Consider the following 23502-nt stretch of genomic DNA (forward strand, 5'->3'; position numbering starts at 1 on the left):
TCCTTGCCCTGCTCCGCAGCGGCTTCGTTTCCCCCCCACCTAAAGGTGGGGGTACCCACGAAGGAGACAGGATGGACGTGAACATTCGACGGCATGGACATGAACAGCTGCGGCGCCGTGATGCCGCCCCTGCGCGACGCCCCGGGGCTCGGCCCGACCGCGGCGGCCGGGGCTCGGCCCGACCGCCGTGCCCGCGCCCGCTCAGTCGGGGATCGGCAACCCTGTGTAGTTCTCGGCCAGCTCGGCCGCCGCGTGCGTCGAGTTCGCCACCCGCTCCAGCTGGGCGAGCTGGAGCCGGGTGTCGAACGCGCTCTGCCCGGGGTCGGTGTGCAGCGTCGTCGTCATGAAGTACGAGAAGTGCTCGGCGCGCCAGACCCGGCGCAGGCAGGTGTCCGAGTACGCGTCGAGGAGTCCGGTGGCCCCGTCGCGGTACCGGGCGGCGAGGGCGCGGGCCAGGACGATCACGTCGGCCGCGGCGAGGTTGAGGCCCTTGGCGCCGGTGGGCGGCACGATGTGCGCGGCGTCGCCGGCGAGCAGGACGTGCCCGTACCGCATGGGTTCGGTGACGTGGCTGCGCATCGGGAGGACCGACTTGGCGGTGACGGGGCCGCGCTGCAGCCGCCGGCCCGGCTCGGCGTCGAGGGCGAAGCGGGCGTCCAGCTCGTCCCAGATCCGTTCGTTGGGCCAGTCCGCAGGGTCGGTGCCGTTGGGAACCTGGAGGTAGAGGCGGCTGACGCTCGGCGAGCGCATGCTGGCGAGGGCGAAGCCGCGCTCCGAGTGGGCGTAGATCAACTCGTCGTAGACGGGCGGGGCTTCGGCGAGGATGCCGAGCCAGGAGTAGGGATAGACGCGTTCGTACGTGCTGCGCACCGCGTCCGGGACGGCGTTCCTCACGACGCCGTGGAAGCCGTCGCAGCCGACGACATAATCGCAGGTGAGGGTGTGTTCGCGGCCCTCGTGGCGGTAGTGGACGACAGGGCGTGCGGTGTCCGCGCCGGTGACCTCGCGCACCTCGGCCTCGAACAGCAGCGGGCCGCCTTCGGCGAGCTGGAGGGCGACGAGGTCCTTGACGACCTCGGTCTGCGCGTACACCGTCACGCGCCGGCCGCCGGTCAGGGCGGGGAAGTCGACGCGGTGGGCGCGGCGGCCGAAGCGCAGCTCGATGCCGTCGTGCTCGATGCCCTCGCGGTCGAGGCGGGCCCCGGCACCGGCGGCGCGCAGGGCGTCCACGGTGGGCTGCTCCAGGATTCCGGCGCGCTGGCGGCGCTCGACGTAGGCCCGGTCCCGGCTCTCCAGGACGACGGTGTCGACGCCGGCGCGGTGCAGCAGCCGGGCGAGGAGCAGGCCGGCCGGTCCCGCGCCGACGATCGCGACACTCGTGTGCTCGGGATGCATCTGAGAGGCCTCCTGGTAAGCTGTGTTCGCACAGTGAACTTTGATTCATTCCTGAAGCGCCCCGAGTCTGCGCGCGCCCGGTCCCGATGTCAACGGCCCGGTCCGGCGTACGGCTCGACGGCATCACAGCGGAGCAGCCCATGACCGTCACACCCCCGTCCGCCGACCCGGGCGGACCGCCACCGGAGGCCGTCGGCCCGCTGCTGCGCGGGGTCGCCGTGCTGCGCGCCCTGGCCGCCGCCGACGGCCGCCGCCCGGTCGGCGAGCTGGTCCGCGCCACCGGTCTGGCCCGCTCCACCGTCGACCGGGCCACCGCGACGCTGGCCCGTATGGGGTACGTACGCCTCGACGGGCACAGCGCGACGCTCGCCCCGCGCCTGATGGAGCTCGGCAACGCCTACCTCGCCGCGTCGCACGTGCCGGGTCCGCTCGGGCCGCTCGCCGAGCAACTCGCCGACGAGCTGGACGAGTCGGTGTCCCTGGCCGTGCCGGACCGGGACGGGATCCGGTTCGTGCACCAGTCGGCGCGCCGCCGCGCCCTGTCGCTGTCGTTCCGCATCGGCGACCTGCTGCCCGCCGAACGCACCGCGCCCGGCGCCCTGTTCGCCGCCGACTGGACCGACGAGCAGTGGACCGGCTGGCGCGAGCGGCGCGCCGCCGACCCGCTGGACCAGGGCTTCCCGGCCGTTCCGGAGCGCCCTGCGGCCGACGCCGAACGGCCTCGACTCGCCGTTCCCGCCGAGGAGTTCGAGGCGCGGGCCGCCGAGGCGCGGGGCGCCGGGCTCGCCGTCGACGACCAGCTGATCGAGCCGGGCCTGGTCGCGCTCGCGCTGCCGGTGCGCGACCCGGAGGGCCGTACGGTATGCGCGCTGAGCGTGGTCAGCCACACCAGTCGGCACACCGCGGCGTCCCTGCGCCGCTCGCTGCTGCCCGGGGCGCGGCGCACGGTCGCCGCGATGGAGCGGGCCCTGCGGGCGCCCGTCGCCCCGCGCGCCCGCCCGGAACCGGGGCTCGCCGGCTGGACCGCCGCGTCCAAGCAGGAGTCGGGCTCCGGGTTCGTGGAGTCCCTGGCCCGCGGCCTGACCGTACTGACCGCCTTCGACGAGGGCCGGGACGCGCTCAGCCTGTCCGCCGTCGCCGAGGCCACCGGGCTCGCCCGCGCCACCGCACGCCGGGCCCTGCTGAGCTTCGAGCACCTCGGTCTGGTCCGCCGCGACGGGCGGGAGTTCCGGCTCACGCCGCGCGTCCTCGACCTCGGGCACGCGCCGCTGTCGCGCTGCACGCTGCCGGAGATCGCCGCGCCGCATCTGGCCGCGCTGGTACGGACGGTGCACGACTCGGCGTCGCTCGCCGTGCTCGACGGGGACGCCATCCGGTACACGGCGCGCGTCGCCACCAGCCGCATCATGAGCGTCCACCTCACCATCGGCACCCGCCTGCCCGCGTACGCGGCGTCCCTGGGCCGCGTCCTGCTCGCCGACCTGCCCGCCGCGGAGCGCGCGACGCTGCTCGACGGCAGTGAACTACGCCCCCTGACCCCGCACACGGTCACCGAACGAGCCGCACTCGACGCCCTCCTCGACGATGTCCGTACGGCCCAGCACGCCCTGGTCGACGAGGAGTTGGAGGAGGGCCTGCGCTCCCTCGCGGTGCCCGTGCGGGACGCGTCCGGGCGGGCCGTGGCCGCCGTGAACGTCGCCATGCACAGCAGCCGGCGCACGCCCGCGCAGGTCCGGGCGGAGGTACTGCCTCAGCTGCGGGCCACGGCGGCGCGGATCGAGGCGGAGCTGCGGATCGCGGGGCGGTTCTCGCGGATCGCGACGGCTTGAGGGCGGCCGCGCCACCGGGCCTCCCCGCGGCCTGCCGCTCCGGAATCCCGCGGCCTCCTGGGCCATCGTCGTGGCCGACGCGAGGGACTTGCGGCAAGCCTTTGACGCCTGCTCGCCGGAGGCGGTCGCCGGGCGCGTCCGGTCGGCCGTGGACGCGGTGTTCCGGGCGCTGCCGGGGGTGCGTAGTCCCGCCTCAGCCGCGCGGACGCCGTTCCGGCACCGGCAGGTCGCGCCGGAGGCGGTCGAACAGCTCCCGCGCGGCCGGCTCGTCCCAGCGGATCGCGCTGCCCTGCGGGGTGGGGATACCGACGGCCGCCACCGGCACGGTGATGCGCCGGCCGCTGCCGTCCGTGACGCCCCGCACCGCCCGTACCATCGACGCCAGTTGACGCAACGTCATGTCCCGGTCGACGACGAGGGCGTCCAGGCCCGCGCCGAGCGCCGGGTACAGGGCCGTCGGGTCGAGCACCGTGTCCGCGGCGGCGGCGCGCTTCGCGAGGGCGGTGAGGAACTTCTGCTGGTTGCGGGTGCGGCCCAGGTCGCCGTCGGCCTCCTGGTGGCGCTGCCGTACGAACGCGAGGGACTGGGCGCCGTCCAGGAGCCGGCAGCCTTTCCGCAGGTCGGCGCCGGACTTCTCGTCGCGGATGTCGCGCTGCAGACACATCGGTACGCCGCCCACCGCGTCGACGACCTTCACGAACCCGGCGAGGCCGATCTCCGCGTAGTGGTCGATGCGCAGCCCGGTGTTGAACTCGACAGTACGGGCGAGGAGTTCGGGCCCGCCGCGGGAGAAGGCGGCGTTGAGCTTGCTCTTCGCGGGCTCGGTGCGCTTGCCGGTGGAGGTGCGCAGATGCGCGGGCACCGTCACCCAGGAGTCGCGGGGCAGGCTGACCATGGTGGTGCCAAAGGCACCGGTGTGCAGCAGGATCATGGAGTCCGTCCGGCGCCCGGACACCGACCCCGTGTGCAGCTCCCGCTGTTCCTCCGCGGTGAGGCCCGCGCGGCTGTCGGAGCCGACGATCAGGTACGTGGTGCCCTTGCCGGGCGGCGGGCGGTGGCCGTACGCGCCGAGGTCGACGTCGCGGTTGAGGCGGGTCCCGGCCCAGGCGTACGTGCCGAGCGGGGTGGCCACGAGGAGCGCGAGCAGGAACAGGAACGCGCGGCGCAGGGGCCGGCGTCGCCTGCGGCGACGGGGCCGGGAGCGGGCCCGGCGCGGCGGCGGGCGGAGCGGCACCTCCTCCTCGCGCTGTTCCTGCCGAAGCGGCCCGGCCACCTGCACCACCGGCCCTGCGTCGCGCGGTTCACGCATGACGGGATCGTCTCCCTTCGTCGTACGGCGTCAACGGACTGAGGTCAGCGGGCGGCGGCCGGACTCCTCCAGGAGGTGCTGGTCGCCGGTGCCGGAGCGGAGCATGCGCTGCCACTTCAGGCGGGTGCCGAGCAGCGCGGTGATCACCGACTGGATGACCACCAGGTAGAGCAGCTGCCGGTAGACGAACAACTGCAGCGGCAGCGACCACAGTGCGCGCAGCCGCTCCCCGTCGAGCCGCAGCGCGTACCCGGCGGTGATCAGCTGTACGACGAGGAAGCCGAGCCACACCACCAGGGCCTCGGTGGGGTCGCGGAAGCACAGCCCGTACAGCGCGAACACGTCCACGACCGGCGCGAACAGCGGCAGGACCACCTGGAACAGGGTGAGATAGGTGAGCCCACGGCGGCCGAACCGCCCGGCCGGACCCACCTCGGCCAGGGACCTGCGGTGCTTCCACATCGACTGCAGGGTGCCGTAGCACCAGCGGTAGCGCTGTCGCCACAACTGGCCGAGGGTGCTGGGGACTTCGGTCCAGGCGATCGCGCACTCCTCGTACACCACGCGCCAGCCCGCCCGCCACAGCGACATGGTGAGGTCGGTGTCCTCGGCGAGGGTGTCCTCGCTGACACCGCCCACGCCCATCAGGGCGTCGCGCCGGAACGCGCCGATGGCGCCGGGCACGGTCGGCATGCACTCCAGGACCTCGAACATGCGGCGGTCCAGGTTGAAGCCGATCACGTACTCCAGGTGCTGCCAACGGCCGAGCAGGGAACGGCGGTTGCCGACCTTGGTGTTGCCGCTGACCGCGCCGACGGCGGGGTGGGCGAGCGGCTGGACGAGACGGTGGAGCGCGTCCGGCTCGAAGACCGTGTCCGCGTCGACCATCACCACGATGTCGTGCCGGGCGTGCCCGAGGCCGGTGTTGAGGGCGCCGGGTTTGCCGCCGTTGGGTCGGCGGACGAGGGTGACGCACGGGTCGTCGATGGCGTCGACGATCTCCGCGGTGCGGTCGGTGGAGCCGTCGTCGATCACGACGATCTGCAGGCGCGGGTAGCGGGAGGCGAGCAGGGAGTGCACGGTGGCGCCGATGCCAGCCTCCTCGTTGTGCGCGGGCACGAGGACGGTGACGGGTTCGAGCACCTCCCGCAGCCGGGGCGCGCCGGGCCTGAGCCGGTCGACGCGGCGCACATGGGCGCGCGCGAACACGGCGAGCAGCAGCAGCCGCAGCACACCGAGCGCACCCGCCACGCCGAGCACCCAGGCCATGGCGCGGGTGAGGGCGTGCCCGAGGGTCTGCGCCCACAACAGGCCCTCGCCCTTGAGGCGTTCGGTCACGCCGACCGGGGTGGTGAGCGTGGGCCGGCCGAGCCCGGCGGTGACGGTGCTGAACTTGTCGACGCGCGGGTTGCCGAGCAGCGCCCGCGCCTCCCGGTAGCCGAGTTCGGTGTGGCTGTACTGCCGGATCACGCCCTCGGCGGGTCTGCGGGACCGCGCATGATCGCAGCGGGCACCGCACTCGCGGTGGCCTTGCTGCCCGTGGTCCAGGCGATCCTGCTGGTGGCGGCCATGGCGTCGGCGTGAGCCTGTTAGGGGCGCGGGGAACTGCGCAGCCACGACGGCGCGAAAGCCGAAAGAAGGCCGGGGTCCGGGGCCGAGCCCCGGGGGTCGGACCTCAGTCCCGGAACGCCCGCAGGATCTCCTCCGCCGCCAGCGTGGCCGTCAACTCCCCCTCGCGTACGCGCTGTTCAAGGTCGGGCGCGACCTCCCGTACCTTCGGGTCGGCGCGCAGGCGTTCCATCAGGACGTCGTGGACCATGTTCCAGGTCCAGTCGACCTGCTGGTCGCGGCGCTTCGCGGCGAGGCGGCCCGTGGAGTCGAGGAGTGCGCGGTGCTGTTCCAGGCGCTCCCAGACCGTGTCGAGGCCGGTGGTCTCGCGGGCGCTGCACGACAGGACCGGCGGGGTCCAGGCGGCGTCGGCGAGTGGGGTCTCCCCTGGTCGAGCGGAGCCGAGAGTTTGGGGATGCATCAGGCGCAGCGCGCCCGCGAGTTCACGCGCGGCCGCGCGGGCGTCGCGTTCGTGCGGACCGTCCGCCTTGTTGACGGCGAGCACGTCGGCCAGCTCCAGGACGCCCTTCTTGATGCCCTGCAGCTGATCGCCCGTACGGGCAAGCGTGAGCAGCAGGAACGAGTCGACCATGTTGGCGACGGCCGTCTCGGACTGCCCGACGCCGACGGTCTCCACGAGGATCACGTCGTACCCGGCCGCCTCCATGACCACCATCGACTCGCGCGTCGCCTTCGCCACCCCGCCGAGCGTGCCCGCGCTCGGCGAGGGCCGCACGAACGCGTTCGGGTCGACGGACAGGCGCTCCATCCGGGTCTTGTCGCCCAGGATGGAGCCGCCCGTACGGGTCGAGGACGGGTCGACGGCGAGGACCGCGACCCGGTGGCCGAGTGAGGTGAGCAGCGTGCCGAGCGCGTCGATGAACGTCGACTTCCCGACCCCCGGCACCCCGCTGATGCCGATCCGCCGGGCCCGCCCGGAGTGCGGAAGCAGCCGCGTCAGCAACTCCTGGGCGTGGGTGCGGTGGTCGGGCCGGGTGGACTCGACGAGGGTGATGGCGCGCGCGATGTGCGCCCGCTTCCCGTCGAGGACACCCTTCGCACAGCTGTCGATGTCGATCGGCTTCGGCATCGGATCAACGCCCGGCAGGCTCGTGGCCGAGCTGCCCGCCCAGCTGCGCCACCAGGTCGTACGCCGCGTCCGGGATGACGGTGCCGGGCGGGAAGACCGCCGTGGCGCCCATCTCCAGGAGCGTGGGCACGTCCTGCGGCGGGATCACACCGCCGACCACGATCATGATGTCCTCCCGGCCCTCGGCGGCCAGCTCCTCGCGCAGCGCCGGTACGAGGGTCAGGTGCCCGGCGGCGAGCGAGGAGACGCCGACGATGTGCGCGTCCGCCTCGACGGCCTGACGGGCCACCTCCGCCGGGGTCTGGAAGAGCGGGCCGACATCGACGTCGAAGCCGAGGTCGGCGAAGGCGGAGGCGATGACCTTCTGGCCGCGGTCGTGGCCGTCCTGGCCCATCTTGGCGACGAGGATGCGCGGGCGGCGGCCCTCTTCCTCCTCGAAGGTGTCGACGAGGGCGCGGGTCCGCTCCACGGACGGGGACTGGCCTGCTTCGTTGCGGTACACGCCGGAGATCGTACGGATCTGGCCCGCGTGCCGCCCGTACACCTTCTCCAGTGCGTCGGAGATCTCACCCACGGTCGCCTTGGCGCGGGCCGCGTTCACCGCCAACTCCAGGAGGTTTCCGGTGGATTCGGCGGCGGCGCGGGTCAGGGCGTCGAGGGCGTCCTGGCACGCCCGGCCGTCGCGCTCCTCGCGCAGGCGCCGCAGCTTCTCGATCTGCTGGGCGCGGACCGAGGAGTTGTCGACCTTGAGGACCTCGATCTGCTCGTCGCTCGCTGCGTTTTCAGGGCGGTACTTGTTCACGCCGATCACCGGCTGCCGTCCGGAGTCGATGCGGGCCTGCGTGCGGGCCGCGGCCTCCTCGATGCGGAGCTTGGGGATGCCCGCGTCGATGGCCTTGGCCATGCCGCCGGCCTGCTCGACCTCCTGGATGTGCTGCCAGGCGCGCCGCGCGAGGTCGTACGTGAGCTTCTCCACGTACGCGCTGCCGCCCCACGGGTCGATCGTCCGCGTCGTGCCCGACTCCTGCTGGATGAGGAGCTGGGTGTTGCGGGCGATGCGCGCCGAGAAGTCGGTGGGCAGGGCCAGCGCCTCGTCCAGGGCGTTGGTGTGCAGGGACTGGGTGTGGCCCTGGGTGGCGGCCATCGCCTCCACACACGTACGGGTCACGTTGTTGAAGACGTCCTGCGCGGTCAGCGACCAGCCCGAGGTCTGCGAATGGGTGCGCAGGGAAAGGGACTTGGCGTTCTTCGGGTCGAACTGCTTGACCAGCTTCGCCCAGAGCAGGCGGGCGGCGCGGAGCTTGGCGACCTCCATGAAGAAGTTCATGCCGATCGCCCAGAAGAAGGACAGCCGGGGCGCGAACGCGTCCACGTCCAGGCCCGCCTCCTGCCCCGCCCTCAGGTACTCCACGCCATCCGCGAGGGTGTACGCCAGCTCCAGGTCGGCCGTCGCGCCCGCCTCCTGGATGTGGTAGCCGGAGATGGAGATGGAGTTGTAGCGCGGCATCCGCTGCGAGGTGTACGCGAAGATGTCGGAGATGATCCGCATCGACGGCTTCGGCGGATAGATGTAGGTGTTGCGGACCATGAACTCCTTGAGGATGTCGTTCTGAATGGTCCCGGCCAGCTTCTCGGGCGGTACGCCCTGTTCCTCCGCCGCCACGATGTACAGCGCCAGTACGGGAAGGACCGCGCCGTTCATCGTCATCGACACGGTCATCTTGTCCAGCGGGATGCCGTCGAAGAGCTGCCGCATGTCGTAGATGGAGTCGATCGCCACGCCCGCCATGCCGACATCACCGGTCACGCGCGGGTGGTCGCTGTCGTACCCGCGGTGCGTGGGCAGGTCGAAGGCGACGGAGAGGCCCTTCTGACCGGCGGCGAGGTTGCGCCGGTAGAAGGCGTTGGACTCCTCGGCCGTGGAGAAGCCCGCGTACTGCCGGATCGTCCAGGGCTGGTTGACGTACATCGTCGGGTACGGGCCACGCAGGTACGGCGCCGCTCCCGGGTACGTCTCCAGGAAGTCCAGGCCCTCCAAGTCCCGCCCCGTGTACAGGGGTTGGACGGCGATGCCCTCCGGGGTCTCCCACGTCAGGTCGTCCACCGACTTGCCGGTGGACTCCTTCACGGCGGCGCGCCACTCGTCCTCGGAGCCCGCGGGGGCGCCGGTGTTCAGGCCGATCACGGAGAAGTCCGGGATCTGCGGGCCGCTGCCACTGCTCTGCTGGCTCGGCTGCTGGTTCGGCTGCTGGTTCGGCTGCTGGTTCGGCTGCTGGTTCGCCTGCTGGTTCGGCATCACGCCACTCCCATGCGGTCGAGGGTGGAGGTGAGGACGGTGACCGCGTCGCAGCCGGCGTGCACGTACGCGTCGACGCCGGGGCGCTCGGCGGGCTTCCCGGCGAGGAACACCCGCTGGGCGCCGGCCGCCTGGAGGGCCTTGGCGACGGCCTCCGCCTGCTCCTCGTACAGCGCGTCGCTGGAGCAGAGGCAGGCGACGCCCGCGCCGCCGGCCTTGAACGCCTCGGCGACGGTGTCCGCGTCCACGGAGACCGGGTCGTGCACCGCCTCGATGCCGCCCGCCTGGAACAGGTTCGCGGCGAACGTGGCGCGCGCGGTGTGAGCGGCGGCCGAACCGAGCGCGGCGATGAACACCTTGGGGCGGGCGCCGGTGGTGTCGAGGTGGGCGTCGGAGCGGGCGCGCAGCGCCTCGTACTGCTCGTCGCGGCGCACCCTCGGCAGTCCGCCGGTGAGCGGCGCCGGGGCGGGCTCGCGGAGGACGGGCTTCTCGGCGAGGTGCGGGAACTCGCTGACGCCGGTGACGGGTTCGCGGCGGGTGGCGAGCTTGGCGCTGCGCGCGGCCCAGGTGGCGGCGAGGCGGTCGGGTACGAAACCGGAGCGCAGGGCGGAGGCCTGGCCGCCCTCGCGCTCGATCTCCTGGAAGAACTCCCAGGCGGCGTGGGCGAGTTCGTCGGTCAGCCGCTCCACGTACCAGGAGCCGCCCGCGGGGTCGATGACCTGTCCGAGGTGCGACTCCTCCAGGAGGATCGTGGACGTGTTGCGGGCGATGCGCCGGGCGAACGCGTCGGGCAGGCCCAGCGCCTCGTCGAAGGGCAGCACGGTCACGGAGTCCGCGCCGCCGACCCCGGCGGCGAGGGTGGCGACCGTGGTGCGCAGCATGTTCACCCACGGGTCACGCCGCGTCATCATCACCGACGAGGTGACGGCGTGCTGGCGCTGCGCGCCGTCCGCGGGTGCCCCGCAGACCTCCGCGATCCGCGCCCAGAGGCGGCGCGCGGCGCGCAGCTTGGCGATGGTCAGGAACTGGTCGGCGGTGGCCGCGTACCGGAACTCCAGCTGACCGAGGGCCTGTCGGAGGTCGAGCCCGGCCGCGGTGAGCTGCCGCAGGTAGGCGAGCCCGGTGGCGAGGGAGCAGCCGAGCTCCTCGGCGGCGGAGGCACCGGCCTCGTGGTACGGCAGGGCGTCCACGGCGAGGGCGCGGATGCCGGGGTAGTCGCGGGCGCAGCGGGCGGCGAGTGCGGCGGCGGGTGCGGCGTCCAACTCCTCGCCGGTGCGGGCCTCGTGGCCGAGCGGGTCGGCGCCCAGGGTGCCGGCGGCCTGCTCGCCGGTCACGCCGCGCTCGGCGTACAGGCGCAGCAACTCCGCGGCGGCCCCGGCGTATCCGGCGCCCGCGTCGAGGGCGACCGGGGCGAGGTCGAGGTACACGCCGTCGAGGGCGCGGGCGAGGCCGGAGGCGGGCATGCCGGTGAGCCACACGGAGGTGGTGCCGTTCTCCAGGTCGGCGAGGACCGCCTCGTTGGCGCGGGCCGGGTCGGCGTCGGCGTGCCGCTGCCGTACGTCCCAGCCCGCGGCGGCACCGCCCTGCGGCCTGCCGCCCCGTACGTACGGGGCGAAGCCGGGGTGGCCGGTGTCCGGCGCGGGGTCGTGGGACGTGTAGAGGGGGCGGGTGCTGAGCCCGTCCTCAAGTGCGGTGGAGAGGGCGTCTTCGGCCGCCGTGCCCGAGAATTCCTTGCCCGACTTGCGCAGCACGCCCGACACCAGGGCCTGCCACTGCTCGTGGGTCGCATCAGGGAACTCGGCGGCCAGCGAAAGCCCGTCGTCAGGCAGGACCGTCATGGCTCGGATGTTAGGGCACGTTCACTCATGAGCAGCAGGGGCAACCGCTGTGACCTTGCCCTCTCCGGCCTTGTCTTGATCACGGGGGCCCGGTGGCCTATCCGGGCGGGCGCGCCGCACGGCCGTCGAACGCCCCGCCGGACCGCCGCCCTCACCCCTCCTGGGGCTGCCGCTGCCCGTCGTTTGAGGACGAGCTCGAAGGGCGACACGAGGTCCGGGGCGGAGCCCCGGGGCTGTCCGCAGGGCACGCGGCGCCAGCTGCAAATCGGACACAGCCGGGAAGGGGCGGGGAGGGCAGGACTCACCGCCGGCCGAGCCGCAGCCGCAGCCCCTCCGGCATCAACGTGAGCCGCTCCGCGACCCGCAGTCGGTACCCGGGGTCCGCGTGCAGGTCGTACCTGCGCAACAACAACCCCAGCACCAACACCGCCTCGTGCAGCGCGAACTGCCGCCCGATGCAGGCCCGCGCCCCGGTGCCGAACGGCTTGAAGACATGCGCGGGCCTGGCCCGTACCGCCTTCGGCTCGAAGCGGTCCGGGTCGAACTCGTCCGCGTCCTCGCCCCACGCCTCCGGGTCGCGGTGCATGGTCATGGCGAGGACCAGCGCCCACGCCCCGCGGCGCATCGGATGCTCCCCGCCGAGCACGGTGTCCTGCCGCGCCTCGCGGGCGAACGCGGGCGCGGTGGGCCACAGGCGCAGGGACTCGTCGAGGACCCGCCGCAGATGGCGCAGCTTCGCCACGTCCTCGTACGCGGGCTCGTCCTTGCCCGCCCATACGCGGTCCACCTCGTCCTGCGCGCGGGCGAGGACCTGCGGGTTGCGGGCGAGGTAGTGCAGGGCGAAGGAGAGCGCGCCGGAGGTGGTCTCGTGGCCGGCGACCAGGAACGTGATGACCTGGCGCCGGATGTTCTCGGCGCTCAGCCGCTCGCCCGTCTCGGGGTGGGCGACCGCCAGCATCCGGTCGAGCAGGTCGTCCGGTTCCCCGCCGCGGCCCTCCGCGCGGCGCGCGGCGACCACCTCGTCGACGGTGCGGTTCAGGTACGCCATGTCCGCGTCGTTGCGCCGGGTCGCGGCGCGCAGCAGGAACGGGGCGAGCGGGCCCGGCACCAGGTTGCGGCGCTGGGCGAAGGCGAGGGTGCCGACCATCGAGGTCACGAAGGGGTGCGGGCGCTCCCGGTCGAACGAGCCGAAGTCGTGGCCGAATCCGGTGCGGGCGATGGTCTCCAGGGTCAGCTTCGTCATGTCGCCGGGCACGTCCACGGCCCGCCCGGTGCGCTCCCGCTCGTCCCAGTGCGCGGTGAGCCGCCCGGCCACGTCGAGCATCAGCCGGTGGTAGCCGGCCATCGCGTCGCGGCTGAAGCCGGGCGCGAGGATGTCGTGCGCCAGCTGCCAGTTGGGCTCGTGGTTGTACGCGGTGAACAGCCCGTCCCCGGCGACCGGCCGCAGGTTGGCCACGCCGAGCCCGACGTGCTTGGCGAACCGGGACTCGTCGGCCAGGTCCGCCGCGAGGCCCGCCCCGCCGACGAAGACGATCTCCTTGCCGAAGGCCTTCCGCCGGAAGATCGGGCCGAGCTCACGCGCGAACCGCATCGAGTCCTGCATGGGCCTGCGCACGTCCGCCCCGACCACGTCGCCGAGCAGCGGGATGCGGCGCGGCGGGTGCGGGATGCGGTCGAGCTCCGGCCAGCCCTGCTGTGCGCTGCGGAAGCCCTTGGGCAGCGCGGCGCCCTCGTCGTGCGCCGCCGCCTCGGTGATCTGCGCCATCCTGCCCCAACTCCCCTGCCGCGCCCGCCGATTGCGTTATTGCATTTCGGTTCAATAGCTGTCGCCAGTGTCGTCGCGCCACTGAATCTCCGTCAAGGAGGTACGGCGGACGAGATCGCCCTTCGGCCCGGGAACGCGTCGAGTACGGTCCTTGCCCATGGCAGCGAACCGCAGCTCACGCACCGGGAGCACCGCACGCCCGCGCCGCCGGCTGAGCACCGAGGAACGCCGCGAGCAACTGCTCTCGGTCGGCTCGCGCCTGTTCGCGCGGAGCCCGTACGACGACGTGTGGATCGAGCGGGTCGCCGAGATCGCCGGCGTCTCGCGCGGCCTGCTCTACCACTACTTCCCGACGAAGAGGGAGTTCTTCGCGGCCGTCGTACGGCAGGAGAGCGAGCGCATGCTGCGGCTGACCGCGGCCGTGCCGGGCCGCCCGCTGCGCGAGCAGATCGACGCGGGCATCGACCTGTTCCTGTCCTACGTCGAGCAGCACGCCGAGGGCTTCCGCGCCTTCCACCGCGCCGAGGCGGCGGGCGACCCGACGGTGCGGGAGGTGTACCGGGCGAGCCTCGCCGCGCAGGAGCAGCAGATCCTGGGTGCCCTCGCCGGGTCCCGCCCAAACGGTGCGCCGGACGGCCCGGCGCTGCGGCTCGCGGTGCGCGGCTGGCTGGCGTTCCTGGTGACGGTCTGCCTGGACTGGCTGGACGAGCCGGACCTGGGCCGGGACGAGGTCAGGGAGCTGTGCGCCCGTGCGCTGCTCGGCGCGATCAGCGAGTGAGGGCCCCCGGGCGGGCCGGATCCCATACGCTCGGCCAATGGCGAAGTACTTCGACGTGCACCCCGACAATCCGCAGCGGCGCATCATCACCAACGTGGCCGACGGCATCCGCTCCGGCTCCCTCGTCGCGTATCCGACGGACTCCTGCTACGCCCTCGGCTGCCAGCTCGGCAACCGAGACGGCATCAGCCGGATCCGGTCGATCCGCAACCTCGACGAGCGCCACCACTTCACCCTGGTCTGCGAGAACTTCGCACAGCTCGGCCAGTTCGTCTACTTCGACAACGACGTGTTCCGTGCGATCAAGGCGGCCACGCCCGGCAGTTACACCTTCATCCTGCCCGCCACGAAGGAGGTGCCGCGCCAGTTGATGCACCCGAAGAAGAAGACGGTGGGCGTACGCATCCCCGACCACGTGGTCACCCAGGCCCTCCTCGCCGAGCTCGGCGAACCCCTGCTGTCCAGCACGCTGTTGCTGCCCGACGAGGACGAGCCGATGACGCAGGGCTGGGAGATCAAGGAGCGCCTGGACCACGTCGTGGACGCGGTGGTGGACTCCGGCGACTGCGGGACCGAGCCGACGACGGTGATCGACTTCTCCGGCGGCGAGGCCGAGATCGTCCGCAGGGGCGCGGGTCCGACGACTCTCTTCGAGTAGCCCCCGCGAGGCCCCCTTCGAGTAGGCCCTGCGTAGGCCCTGCGTAGGCCCCGCGCACACCCTCCCGTACGGGCAAACCCCTGTGAATCCGGACACAAAGGCCCCACGCGGGGCCCGGATGCGGGAGGGTTAGCATATGAGCACCGCCTAGCTCGAAAGATAACAACGTGACTGTCAACGAGGACTCGTTCACTAACTGGAAGCACCGCGAGGAGATCGCGGAGTCGATGATCCCGATCATCGGGAAGCTGCACCGCGAGCGGGACGTCACCGTCCTGCTGCACAGCCGCTCCCTGGTGAACAAGTCGGTGGTCAGCATCCTGAAGACGCACCGCTTCGCCCGCCAGATCGCCGGTGAGGAGCTCTCGGTCACCGAGACGCTGCCGTTCCTGCAGGCGCTCACCACGCTCGACCTCGGCCCCTCGCAGGTCGACATCGGCCTGCTCGCCGAGGCGCACCGGGCCGACGACCGCGGCCTGTCGGTCGAGGAGTTCACCGCCGAGGCCGTCGCCGGGGCCACCGGCGCCAACAAGATCGAGCGCCGCGAGGGCCGGGACGTCGTCCTGTACGGCTTCGGCCGCATCGGCCGCCTCGTCGCCCGCCTCCTCATCGAGAAGGCCGGCTCCGGCAACGGTCTGCGGCTGCGCGCGATCGTGGTGCGCGGCGGCGGTGGGCGAGCCGCCGAGGATCTGGTGAAGCGCGCCTCGCTGCTGCGCCGCGACTCGATCCACGGCCAGTTCCAGGGCACGATCACCGTCGACGAGGCGAACAGCACGATCGTCGCCAACGGCAACGAGATCAAGGTGATCTACGCCAACGACCCGTCCGAGCTCGACTACACGGCGTACGGCATCAAGGACGCCATCCTCATCGACAACACCGGCAAGTGGCGGGACCGCGAGGGCCTTTCGCAGCACCTGCGCCCGGGCGTCGACAAGGTCGTCCTGACCGCCCCCGGCAAGGGCGATGTTCCGAACATCGTGCACGGCGTCAACCACGACATGATCAAGCCGGACGAGCAGATCATTTCCTGCGCATCCTGCACGACCAACGCGATCGTGCCGCCCCTGAAGGCGATGGACGACCAGTACGGCGTCCTGCGCGGTCATGTCGAGACGGTGCACTCGTTCACCAACGACCAGAACCTGCTTGACAATTACCACAAGGCCGACCGCCGTGGCCGCTCCGCGCCGCTCAACATGGTCATCACGGAGACCGGCGCCGCCTCGGCCGTCGCGAAGGCCCTGCCGGACCTGAAGGCGCCGATCACCGGGTCCTCGATCCGCGTGCCCGTGCCGGACGTGTCCATCGCGATCCTCAACCTGCGCCTGGGCCGCGAGGCCGACCGCGAGGAGGTCCTGGAGTACCTGCGCGACGTGTCGCTGAACTCCCCGCTGAAGCGCCAGATCGACTTCACGGACTCGCCCGAGGCGGTCTCCAACGACTTCATCGGCTCGCGCCACGCCTCGATCGTCGACGCCGGCGCCACCAAGGTCGACGGCGACAACGCGATCCTCTACCTCTGGTACGACAACGAGTTCGGCTACTCCTGCCAGGTCATCCGGGTCGTCCAGCACGTCTCGGGCGTCGAGTACCCGACGTACCCGGCCCCCGTGGCCTGACCCGCGGCTTCGGGCTACCGGTTCCACACCGCCCGGTCCACCGTCCCTTCGGGGGCGGGGGCCGGGCGGTGTGCGTTTCGGGGGTGCGGCCGGGGCGTTTCAGGGGTGGAGTGTTTCAGGGGTGGGTGTTTCAGGGGTGGTGTTTCAGCGGCCGGGGTGGTCGAGGTGCGGTGGTTCGCCGAGGGGGCGGTAGACGGTCAGGGCCTCGGGCAGCTTGTCCACGCGGAAGGCCCTCGGGGCGGGGACGACCTCGCCGTCGTACGCCATCCGCGTGCCCTCGGCCAGGCCGGACACCAGCAGGCGGGGTACGTGCGCGGACGCGTACGTACGGGTTCTGGCCACCCCGCCGACCAGGGCCGTGGCGAGCAGGCGGGTGCGGGCGAGGCGGCCGCCGTGGGCGATGCGGATGTCGAGGAGCCCGTCGGCGAGGTCGTGGCGGCGCATCGGGGTGATGCCGAGGCTGCGGTAGACGCCGTTGCCCGCGAACAGCAGCCACATGGCGCGGCGGCGGCCGTTCACCACGGCGCGCAGCGGGCGCGCGGTGCGCAGGATGCGCGCGATGCCGAGGAGCGTCGCCGCCGGGCCGCCGATCCGGGGCGACCAGCGCTCGCGGTGGCGGACCAGCTCCGGGTACGTGCCGAGGCTGAACGTGTTGAGGAAGTACGCCGGTTCGGCCCTGGCGTCCGCGGCCGCCGCGGGGTCGGTGAGCGGGGTGATGCGGCCCACGTCGACCCGTACGGCGTGCCCCTCCGCGACGGCGGCGCAGGCGTCCGGGACCGTGTCGACGCCCAGGTCGGACGCGAAGTGGTTGAACGTGCCGCCGGGCAGCACGAGGAGCGGGACCCCGGACCGCAGCGCCGGCTCGACGGCCGCGTTGACCGTGCCGTCGCCGCCGCACACCCCGAGCACCCCGCCCTTGCGGGCCGCGTCCTGCGCCGCCGCCTCCAGGACCTCGGGCAGCGGCCCCGCGTCGTCGCCGTACAGGACGATCTCGGCCTGCGGCAGCAGCGACTGCAACTGTCTTACGGGGTCGACGAGTTGGGGCTGCGCTCCGGACGACGGGTTGACCACCACGTACAGGCCGTCGCCGTCCGGCAGCGCGGGGGCGTCCACCTGGCGGCGGGCGGGCGGCGGGAGCTGGTCGCGGGAGGGGACGAGGCCGCGGACGGCGAGCGCGGCGGTCACGCCGAGGGTGGCGCCGACGAGGACGTCGCTCGGGTAGTGCACGCCGGTGTAGATGCGCGAGAACGCGACGGAGAACGCCACGGGCGCGAGCGCCGCGCCCAGAGCGCGCGACTCCAGGGCCGCACCGGCGGCGAAGGCGGCCGCGGACGCGGCGTGGCCGGAGGGGAAGCTGCTGGTCAGCGGCTGGTGCGGCAGGTGCCGGATGACCGGTACGGCGTCGAGGACGGGGCGGGAGCGGCGCACCGCGCCCTTGCCGAGGGTGTTCACGGTCGCCGAGGCGAGGGCGAGCGAAGCGATGCCGCGCACGGCCGCCCGCCGCCCGCGCGCCCCGCCGAGCGCCCACATGCCGACGGCGGCGCCGCCCCACAGCAGCCCGTGGTTGGCGGCGCGGCTCAGCCGCGGAAGCACCGGCTCGGCCGCAGGCCAGGACCGCACGGCGACCTCCCGGAACACGGCGTGGTCGGCGCGCCGCAGCAGACGACGGACCGAGCGGACGGATCGGTACGCGGAAGGGGCCATGCCTCCTTGATACCCGCCGCGTCGACGTTCTTCCCCGCGGGGCGGGCGGGCACGGGCGTACCCGCGGGGCGGCCGCGGCGGCCGACCGCGCGCAGCCGGCGCTCGGTGGACTCCGCGGCCTCCGGGGTGGTGATGAGCAGCAGCTCGTCGCCGTTACGCAGCACCGTCTGCGGGCCGGGGACGAGCGCGGTGCCGTCGCGGACGATCAGGGTGACGGCCGTCGGGTACGGCAGCCGCAGCTCGAACACCGCGACGCCCGCGAGCCGCGATCCGCGATCCGGGCGGGGCGGTCGCGGTGAGCAGGTCGGCGTGCAGGACGTCGAGGGGCGCCGTCTCCACCCGTACGTCGTGCAGCGCGTCCGGGCGGGTCAGGCGCAGGCCGCGGGCGACGGCGGGCAGGGTCGGGCCCTGGACCAGGGTGAAGAAGGCGACCAGGACGAACACGATGTTCAGCAGGTGCCGGGCGCCCTCGACCCCGGCCACGACGGGGAACGTCGCGAGCACGATCGGCACGGCCCCGCGCAGCCCGGCCCTCACCTCCCGTACGGGCGCGGGCGGACGCACCCGTACGGGCGCGGGCGCGGGAGATGGGTGGTGGCCCCGATGGACAGATCCACTCCGGGGCACGGAGGCTTGCTGGTGCACTGCCACACCGTCGACCGCGAGGAGCCCGCGCAGCTGTGTCCCTGTTCTGGCGGATCTTTCTGCTCAACGCCTTTGTGCTGTTCGCGGCCGCCTCGCTGCTGCTGCTCGGGCCGGTCACGGTGTCGACCCCGGTGCTGCTCACCGAGGCGCTGATCCTGTGCGCGGGGCTCGTCGTGATGCTGATCGCCAACGCCGCGCTGCTGCGGTTCGGCCTCGCGCCGCTGCAGCGGCTGACCCGGGCGATGTCCACGACGGACCTGCTGCGCCCCGGCAGCCGTCCGGTGGTCGCCGGGCACGGCGAGATAGCGGGCCTGATCAGGACGTTCAACACGATGCTGGACCGCCTGGAGACGGAGCGGGCCGCGAGCAGCGGGCTCGCCCTGTCCGCGCAGGAGGCGGAGCGCCGCCGGATCGCCCAGGAGCTGCACGACGAGGTCGGCCAGTCGCTCACCGCGGTCCTGCTCGGCCTGAAGACCGCCGCCGACCACGCCCCGGACGCGCTGCGCGAGGAGCTGCACCAGGTGCAGGAGACCACCCGCAGCAGCCTCGACGAGATCCGCCGCATCGCCCGCCGGCTGCGCCCCGGAGTCCTGGAGGAGCTGGGCCTGACGAGCGCGCTGCGGGCGCTGTCCGGCGAGAGCACCACCCCGGACCGGCTGACCGTGCGCCACCATCTGGACGCCGACCTGCCGCCGCTCGGCCCGGACGAGGAGCTGGTGCTCTACCGGGTCGCGCAGGAGAGCCTGACCAACATCGTGCGCCACTCCGGAGCCCGCCGCGCCCACCTCAGCCTGCGCCGGGAGGGCGGGGCCCTGGTCCTGCTGATCCGGGACGACGGCCACGGCACCGGCGGCGCGGCCGAGGGCGCCGGGATCCGCGGCATGCGGGAGCGCGCCCTGCTGATCGGCGCCGAGCTGTCGGTGGGGCCGGGGCCGGACGGCGGCGGTACGGAGATCCGGCTCACGGCGCCGCTGCGCGAGAGGGGCGAGTGACCATGCCCGAGCCCGTGCACTCCCCCACACCCGAGCCCGCCCCCGCCGAGCCCGTGCACTCCCCCACACCCGAGCCCGCCCCCGCCGGGCCCGACTCCGCGCCCGCGCCCGGCACTTCGCCCGAGCCGTCGCCCCGTACGCCGCCCACCCGCATCCTGCTCGCCGACGACCACGCACTCGTACGGCGGGGGGTGCGGCTCATCCTGGACAGCGAGCCGGATCTGACGGTGGTCGCGGAGGCCGGGGACGGCGCCGAGGCGATCGAGCGGGCCCGCGCGGACCGCCCCGACCTGGCGATCCTCGACATCGCGATGCCCCGGCTCACCGGACTGCAGGCGGCCCGCGAGCTGTCCCGCCTGGTCCCGGAGACCCGCATCCTGATCCTGACGATGTACGACAACGAGCAGTACTTCTTCGAGGCGCTGCGGGCCGGGGCGTGCGGCTACGTCCTGAAGTCGGTCGCCGACCGCGACCTCGTCGAGGCCTGCCGGGCGGCGATGCGGGACGAGCCGTTCATCTACCCGGGCGCGGTGAACGCCCTGATCCGCGACTTCCTCGACCGGGCCAAGGACGGCGCGGACCTGCCGACGAAGACGATCACGGACCGCGAGGAGGAGATCCTCAAGCTGGTCGCCGAGGGCCACACCTCGCAGCAGATTGCGGACATGCTGGTCATCAGCCCCAAGACGGTCGAGCGCCACCGCGCCAACCTGCTGCAGAAGCTCGGCATGCGCGACCGCCTGGAACTCACCCGGTACGCCATCCGCTCGGGCCTCATCGAACCCTGAGGCCCCCGCCCTGGTCCGGACCCGGCGTGTACGACATCCACTCCCCGCGCGTACCGGACATCACGGAAGCAACAGTCCCGCTGCACACGGAACTTGGGGCGATCCCGGGCCGGACGGCCGTGAGTCGAGCCGGACTGCGGCCCGAAGACCCGCGGCCATCACCACCACCGCCCCGGACCCCTGGTTGTCAACCTCCCGGCGACGCAATAAGGTCGCCTGGCCTTGGTGTACGGGAAATCCGGTGTGATGCCGGTGCGGCCCTCGCCACTGTGATCGGGAAGTCCGGCTCCAGCCCCCCGCGGGCAGCCACTGGGCGCGTCAGCGCCCGGGAAGGCGGAGTCCGGGCGGTACGACCCGTCAGCCAGGAGACCGGCCAGGGCACGTTGCCATCCACGAGGTGCTGGAGAGGGTCTGCTGAGCCATGCACATAGCCGAAGGTTTTCTGCCACCGGCACACGCGATCGCCTGGGGCGTCGCGGCCACCCCGTTCGTCGTCCAGGGAGTGCGCTCCCTCACCCGTGAGGTCAGGGAGCACCCCGAGAGCACCCTGCTCCTCGGTGCCTCCGGGGCCTTCACATTCGTCCTGTCCGCCCTGAAAATCCCTTCCGTGACGGGCAGTTGCTCGCACCCGACCGGCACGGGACTCGGCGCGATCCTGTTCCGGCCGCCGATCATGGCCGTCCTCGGCACGATCACGCTGCTGTTCCAGGCGCTGCTGCTCGCCCACGGCGGCCTCACGACGCTCGGCGCCAACGTCTTCTCCATGGCGATCGTCGGCCCCTGGGCCGGGTACGCCGTGTACCGGTTGTTGAAGCGCTACGACGTGCCGCTGATGGTCGCCGTGTTCTTCGGCGCGTTCGTCGCCGACCTGTCGACGTACTGCGTCACCAGCGTCCAGCTCGCCCTGGCGTTCCCGGACCCGGGCAGCGGGTTCCCCGGCGCGCTGGCCAAGTTCGGCTCCATCTTCGCCGTCACGCAGATCCCGCTCGCGGTCAGCGAAGGCCTGCTCACCGTCCTGGTGATGCGGCTCCTGGTGCAGTCGAGCAAGGGTGAACTGACCCGCCTGGGCGTGCTGTTGCAGCGCGGGCGGCAGGCGTCCGCGCCGCGGTCCGAGACGGAGGCGAAGGCCTGATGAGCCGCAACGCAAAGATCAACGCGCTTCTGATCCTCCTGGTCGCCGCGCTCGCGGTGCTGCCGCTCGCCCTCGGGCTCGGCGACCACAAGAAGGAACCGTTCACGGGCGCCGACGCGCAGGCCGAGACCGCGATCGCGGAGCTCGACCCGGAGTACGAGCCCTGGTTCTCGCCGCTGTACGAACCGCCGTCCGGCGAGGTCGAGTCGGCGCTGTTCGCGGTGCAGGCGGCGATCGGCGCGGGCGTCCTCGCGTACTACTTCGGGCTGCGCAGAGGACGGCGGCAGGGGGAGACGCGGGCCAGGGCGGCGGAGGTCACCCCGGCCGGGCGGGACGAGGAGTAGTCGCTCGTGCTGCCCATCGACGCGGCGGCGCACAGCAGTCGCTGGCGCCGCCGCCACCCCGTGGACAAGGCCGTCCTCGGCCTCGGCCTCACGGCACTCGCGATCTCCCTGCCGCCGTGGCCGGGCGCCGCGCTGGTCCTCGCCGCCGCGCTCGCGCTGCTGCTCGGCCCGGCCGGGGTGCCGCCACGCAAGCTCTGGCGCGCGTACCGGATTCCGCTCGGCTTCTGCGTCACCGGCGCGCTGACGCTGCTCGTCCAAGTCGGCGGCCCCGAGGGGTACGTGGGCTGGGCCGACGGCGGTGCGGCCCGGGCCGGCGAACTGCTCCTGCGCACCTCGGCGGCCTCGCTGGGGGTGCTGCTGCTCGCGTTCACCACACCCCTGTCGGACCTGCTGCCCCGCCTGGTCAGGGCCGGGGTGCCGGCGCCGGTGGTGGACGTGGCCCTGGTGACGTACCGGATGAGCTTCCTCCTCCTCGACTCCATGAGCCGCGTCCGCCAGGCGCAGGCCGCGCGGCTCGGCCACACCACGCGCGCGGCGACCTGGCGGTCCCTCGCGGGCCTGGGCGCGACGGCGTTCGTGCGCGCCTTCGACCGGGCGAGCCGCCTGCAGGCCGGGCTCGCGGGGCGCGGCTACGACGGCACGCTGCACGTCCTGGTGCCCGACGTCCGCGTCTCGCGCCGCTTCGTCGCCCTGTCGCTCGCGCTGCTGCTCGCCCTCACGGCCCTCACTCTCGTACTGGAAAGGCTTCTGCCATGAGCGTGCCCCTGGTCTCCCTGCGGGGCGCCCGCTACGCCTACGAGGACGGCCCGACCGTGCTTCGAGGGCTCGACTTCGACGTGCCGGAGGGCCGCGCCCTGTCCCTGCTCGGCCGCAACGGCAGCGGCAAGACGACGCTGATGCGGCTGCTGAGCGGTGGACTGCGGCCGGACGCCGGGCAGTTGAGCGTCGACGGGGCCCCCGTCTCGTACGACCGCAAGGGGCTGCTGCGGCTGCGCACCGCCGTCCAGCTGGTCGTGCAGGACCCGGACGACCAGCTGTTCGCGGCGTCCGTCGCGCAGGACGTGTCGTTCGGTCCGCTGAACCTGGGGCTTGCGGAGCCGGAGGTGCGGGCGCGGGTCTCCGAGGCCCTTGCCGCCCTCGACATCGACCGGCTCGCCGACCGGCCCACGCATCTGCTGTCGTACGGGCAGCGCAAGCGGGCGGCGATCGCCGGGGCCGTCGCGATGCGTCCGCGCGTACTGATCCTCGACGAGCCCACGGCCGGGCTCGACCCCGACGGGCAGGAACGCCTCCTGGGCACCCTGGCACGGCTGCGGGCTTCGGGTACGACGGTCGTGATGGCCACCCACGACGTGGACCTCGCCCTGCGCTGGGCGGACGACGCGGCACTGCTGACTCCGTCGGGGGTGCGGTGCGGGCCGACCCCGGTGATGCTGGCCGACCGTCCCCTCCTTGCGGAGGCGGGGCTGCGGTTGCCCTGGGGGGTGGCGGTGGCGGGGCTGTTGCGCGGATCGGCGGTCGGGGACGGTGAACTTCCGCGTACAGCGGAGGAGTTGGCGGAGCTTGTGGCGGGCCGGGGGGCTTGAGCTTTCCCCCTCCGTGCCCCGGCAGGGGCGCGGGGAACTGCGCGACCAGCCACAGCGGCGCGGCAGCCGAACGACTGTGCTCAAGGCGGGGGCCTGGGGGCCCGGGGACAGCGCCCCCGAAGC

Annotated in this window: 17 protein-coding genes, 2 pseudogenes and 1 riboswitch; of the genes and pseudogenes, 10 read left to right on the plus strand and 9 right to left on the minus strand. The window is 73.2% G+C overall.

The features are described 5' to 3' along the window. Positions 1-201: 201 nt before the first annotated feature. Positions 202-1395: a 4-hydroxybenzoate 3-monooxygenase gene (locus QIS99_RS22645; RefSeq protein ID WP_282515430.1), complete on the minus strand. Its 1194-nt coding sequence runs from the start codon at positions 1393-1395 to the stop codon at positions 202-204. A 140-nt stretch (positions 1396-1535) separates the two neighbouring features. Between QIS99_RS22645 and QIS99_RS22650 the strand changes: the two genes are divergently transcribed. After that, entirely contained in the window at positions 1536-3224 is a 1689-nt protein-coding gene (locus QIS99_RS22650; RefSeq protein ID WP_282515431.1) for an IclR family transcriptional regulator domain-containing protein, read from the plus strand. A 193-nt stretch (positions 3225-3417) separates the two neighbouring features. Here QIS99_RS22650 and QIS99_RS22655 read toward each other — a convergent pair whose 3' ends face one another. The 6 genes and pseudogenes from QIS99_RS22655 to QIS99_RS22680 all read right to left on the minus strand — a co-directional run bounded on the left by QIS99_RS22655 (position 3418) and on the right by QIS99_RS22680 (position 13130). Then, positions 3418-4533 carry an LCP family protein gene (locus tag QIS99_RS22655; protein WP_282515432.1) on the minus strand — a complete coding sequence of 372 codons (1116 nt, stop codon included), beginning with the start codon at positions 4531-4533 and terminating at the stop codon, positions 3418-3420. A gap of 30 nt (positions 4534-4563) precedes the next feature. Further along, positions 4564-6024, minus strand: a pseudogene (locus tag QIS99_RS22660) (glycosyltransferase family 2 protein); the annotation flags it as partial. A 184-nt stretch (positions 6025-6208) separates the two neighbouring features. Further along, positions 6209-7231, minus strand: coding sequence for a methylmalonyl Co-A mutase-associated GTPase MeaB (meaB, locus tag QIS99_RS22665; RefSeq protein ID WP_282515433.1), 1023 nt, complete (start codon positions 7229-7231; stop codon positions 6209-6211). Positions 7232-7235: 4 nt separating this feature from the next. After that, a complete protein-coding gene (scpA, locus tag QIS99_RS22670) occupies positions 7236-9527 on the minus strand; it encodes a methylmalonyl-CoA mutase (RefSeq protein WP_282515434.1) in 2292 nt (763 codons plus the stop codon). Next, positions 9527-11365, minus strand: a complete 1839-nt coding sequence (locus tag QIS99_RS22675; protein WP_282515435.1) for a methylmalonyl-CoA mutase family protein — start codon at positions 11363-11365, stop codon at positions 9527-9529. Before QIS99_RS22675 ends, scpA begins: the two co-directional genes overlap by 1 nt. A gap of 301 nt (positions 11366-11666) precedes the next feature. Next, a complete protein-coding gene (locus QIS99_RS22680) occupies positions 11667-13130 on the minus strand; it encodes a cytochrome P450 (protein ID WP_282515436.1) in 1464 nt (487 codons plus the stop codon). Positions 13131-13287: 157 nt separating this feature from the next. Between QIS99_RS22680 and QIS99_RS22685 the strand changes: the two genes are divergently transcribed. The 3 genes from QIS99_RS22685 to QIS99_RS22695 all read left to right on the plus strand — a co-directional run bounded on the left by QIS99_RS22685 (position 13288) and on the right by QIS99_RS22695 (position 16188). Continuing rightward, a complete protein-coding gene (locus QIS99_RS22685) occupies positions 13288-13908 on the plus strand; it encodes a TetR/AcrR family transcriptional regulator (RefSeq protein ID WP_282515437.1) in 621 nt (206 codons plus the stop codon). 37 nt (positions 13909-13945) lie between these two features. Next, positions 13946-14566, plus strand: a complete 621-nt coding sequence (locus tag QIS99_RS22690) for an L-threonylcarbamoyladenylate synthase (protein WP_282515438.1) — start codon at positions 13946-13948, stop codon at positions 14564-14566. 167 nt (positions 14567-14733) lie between these two features. Beyond that, positions 14734-16188 carry a glyceraldehyde-3-phosphate dehydrogenase gene (locus QIS99_RS22695; protein WP_282515439.1) on the plus strand — a complete coding sequence of 485 codons (1455 nt, stop codon included), beginning with the start codon at positions 14734-14736 and terminating at the stop codon, positions 16186-16188. 144 nt (positions 16189-16332) lie between these two features. Here the strand turns inward: QIS99_RS22695 and QIS99_RS22700 are convergent, their stop codons facing one another. Continuing rightward, a complete protein-coding gene (locus QIS99_RS22700; protein WP_282515440.1) occupies positions 16333-17892 on the minus strand; it encodes a bifunctional phosphatase PAP2/diacylglycerol kinase family protein in 1560 nt (519 codons plus the stop codon). Between the two features lie 53 nt (positions 17893-17945). Beyond that, positions 17946-18423: pseudogene (locus tag QIS99_RS22705) on the minus strand (TrkA C-terminal domain-containing protein); the annotation flags it as partial. A gap of 149 nt (positions 18424-18572) precedes the next feature. Here QIS99_RS22705 and QIS99_RS22710 point away from each other — a divergent pair. The 6 genes from QIS99_RS22710 (at position 18573) to QIS99_RS22735 (ending at position 23379) form a co-directional block, all read left to right on the plus strand. After that, positions 18573-19529 carry a sensor histidine kinase gene (locus tag QIS99_RS22710; RefSeq protein WP_282515441.1) on the plus strand — a complete coding sequence of 319 codons (957 nt, stop codon included), beginning with the start codon at positions 18573-18575 and terminating at the stop codon, positions 19527-19529. A 2-nt stretch (positions 19530-19531) separates the two neighbouring features. Continuing rightward, positions 19532-20317 (plus strand): response regulator, encoded by a 786-nt coding sequence (locus QIS99_RS22715; protein WP_282515442.1) that lies wholly within the window; start codon positions 19532-19534, stop codon positions 20315-20317. 206 nt (positions 20318-20523) lie between these two features. Further along, positions 20524-20709: riboswitch (cobalamin riboswitch) on the plus strand. Between the two features lie 29 nt (positions 20710-20738). Next, positions 20739-21449 carry an energy-coupling factor ABC transporter permease gene (locus QIS99_RS22720; protein ID WP_282515443.1) on the plus strand — a complete coding sequence of 237 codons (711 nt, stop codon included), beginning with the start codon at positions 20739-20741 and terminating at the stop codon, positions 21447-21449. Next, a complete protein-coding gene (locus QIS99_RS22725; RefSeq protein ID WP_282515444.1) occupies positions 21449-21793 on the plus strand; it encodes an energy-coupling factor ABC transporter substrate-binding protein in 345 nt (114 codons plus the stop codon). Before QIS99_RS22720 ends, QIS99_RS22725 begins: the two co-directional genes overlap by 1 nt. Before the next feature lie 6 nt (positions 21794-21799). Next, a complete protein-coding gene (gene cbiQ, locus QIS99_RS22730) occupies positions 21800-22549 on the plus strand; it encodes a cobalt ECF transporter T component CbiQ (RefSeq protein WP_282515445.1) in 750 nt (249 codons plus the stop codon). Further along, positions 22546-23379 carry an energy-coupling factor ABC transporter ATP-binding protein gene (locus QIS99_RS22735; RefSeq protein ID WP_282515446.1) on the plus strand — a complete coding sequence of 278 codons (834 nt, stop codon included), beginning with the start codon at positions 22546-22548 and terminating at the stop codon, positions 23377-23379. Before cbiQ ends, QIS99_RS22735 begins: the two co-directional genes overlap by 4 nt. The last annotated feature ends 123 nt before the right edge of the window (positions 23380-23502 follow it).

Source organism: Streptomyces solicavernae (assembly GCF_029968095.1).
Taxonomy (GTDB): Bacteria; Actinomycetota; Actinomycetes; order Streptomycetales; family Streptomycetaceae; genus Streptomyces; species Streptomyces solicavernae.

Coding starts and splice junctions, on each gene's coding strand:
- QIS99_RS22645 (WP_282515430.1), bottom strand. CDS start 1,395: ATGCATCCCGAGCACACGAGTGTCGCGATCGTCGGCGCGGGACCGGCC.
- QIS99_RS22650 (WP_282515431.1), top strand. CDS start 1,536: ATGACCGTCACACCCCCGTCCGCCGACCCGGGCGGACCGCCACCGGAG.
- QIS99_RS22655 (WP_282515432.1), bottom strand. CDS start 4,533: ATGCGTGAACCGCGCGACGCAGGGCCGGTGGTGCAGGTGGCCGGGCCG.
- meaB (WP_282515433.1), bottom strand. CDS start 7,231: ATGCCGAAGCCGATCGACATCGACAGCTGTGCGAAGGGTGTCCTCGAC.
- scpA (WP_282515434.1), bottom strand. CDS start 9,527: ATGCCGAACCAGCAGGCGAACCAGCAGCCGAACCAGCAGCCGAACCAG.
- QIS99_RS22675 (WP_282515435.1), bottom strand. CDS start 11,365: ATGACGGTCCTGCCTGACGACGGGCTTTCGCTGGCCGCCGAGTTCCCT.
- QIS99_RS22680 (WP_282515436.1), bottom strand. CDS start 13,130: ATGGCGCAGATCACCGAGGCGGCGGCGCACGACGAGGGCGCCGCGCTG.
- QIS99_RS22685 (WP_282515437.1), top strand. CDS start 13,288: ATGGCAGCGAACCGCAGCTCACGCACCGGGAGCACCGCACGCCCGCGC.
- QIS99_RS22690 (WP_282515438.1), top strand. CDS start 13,946: ATGGCGAAGTACTTCGACGTGCACCCCGACAATCCGCAGCGGCGCATC.
- QIS99_RS22700 (WP_282515440.1), bottom strand. CDS start 17,892: ATGGCCCCTTCCGCGTACCGATCCGTCCGCTCGGTCCGTCGTCTGCTG.
- QIS99_RS22715 (WP_282515442.1), top strand. CDS start 19,532: ATGCCCGAGCCCGTGCACTCCCCCACACCCGAGCCCGCCCCCGCCGAG.
- QIS99_RS22720 (WP_282515443.1), top strand. CDS start 20,739: ATGCACATAGCCGAAGGTTTTCTGCCACCGGCACACGCGATCGCCTGG.
- QIS99_RS22725 (WP_282515444.1), top strand. CDS start 21,449: ATGAGCCGCAACGCAAAGATCAACGCGCTTCTGATCCTCCTGGTCGCC.
- QIS99_RS22735 (WP_282515446.1), top strand. CDS start 22,546: ATGAGCGTGCCCCTGGTCTCCCTGCGGGGCGCCCGCTACGCCTACGAG.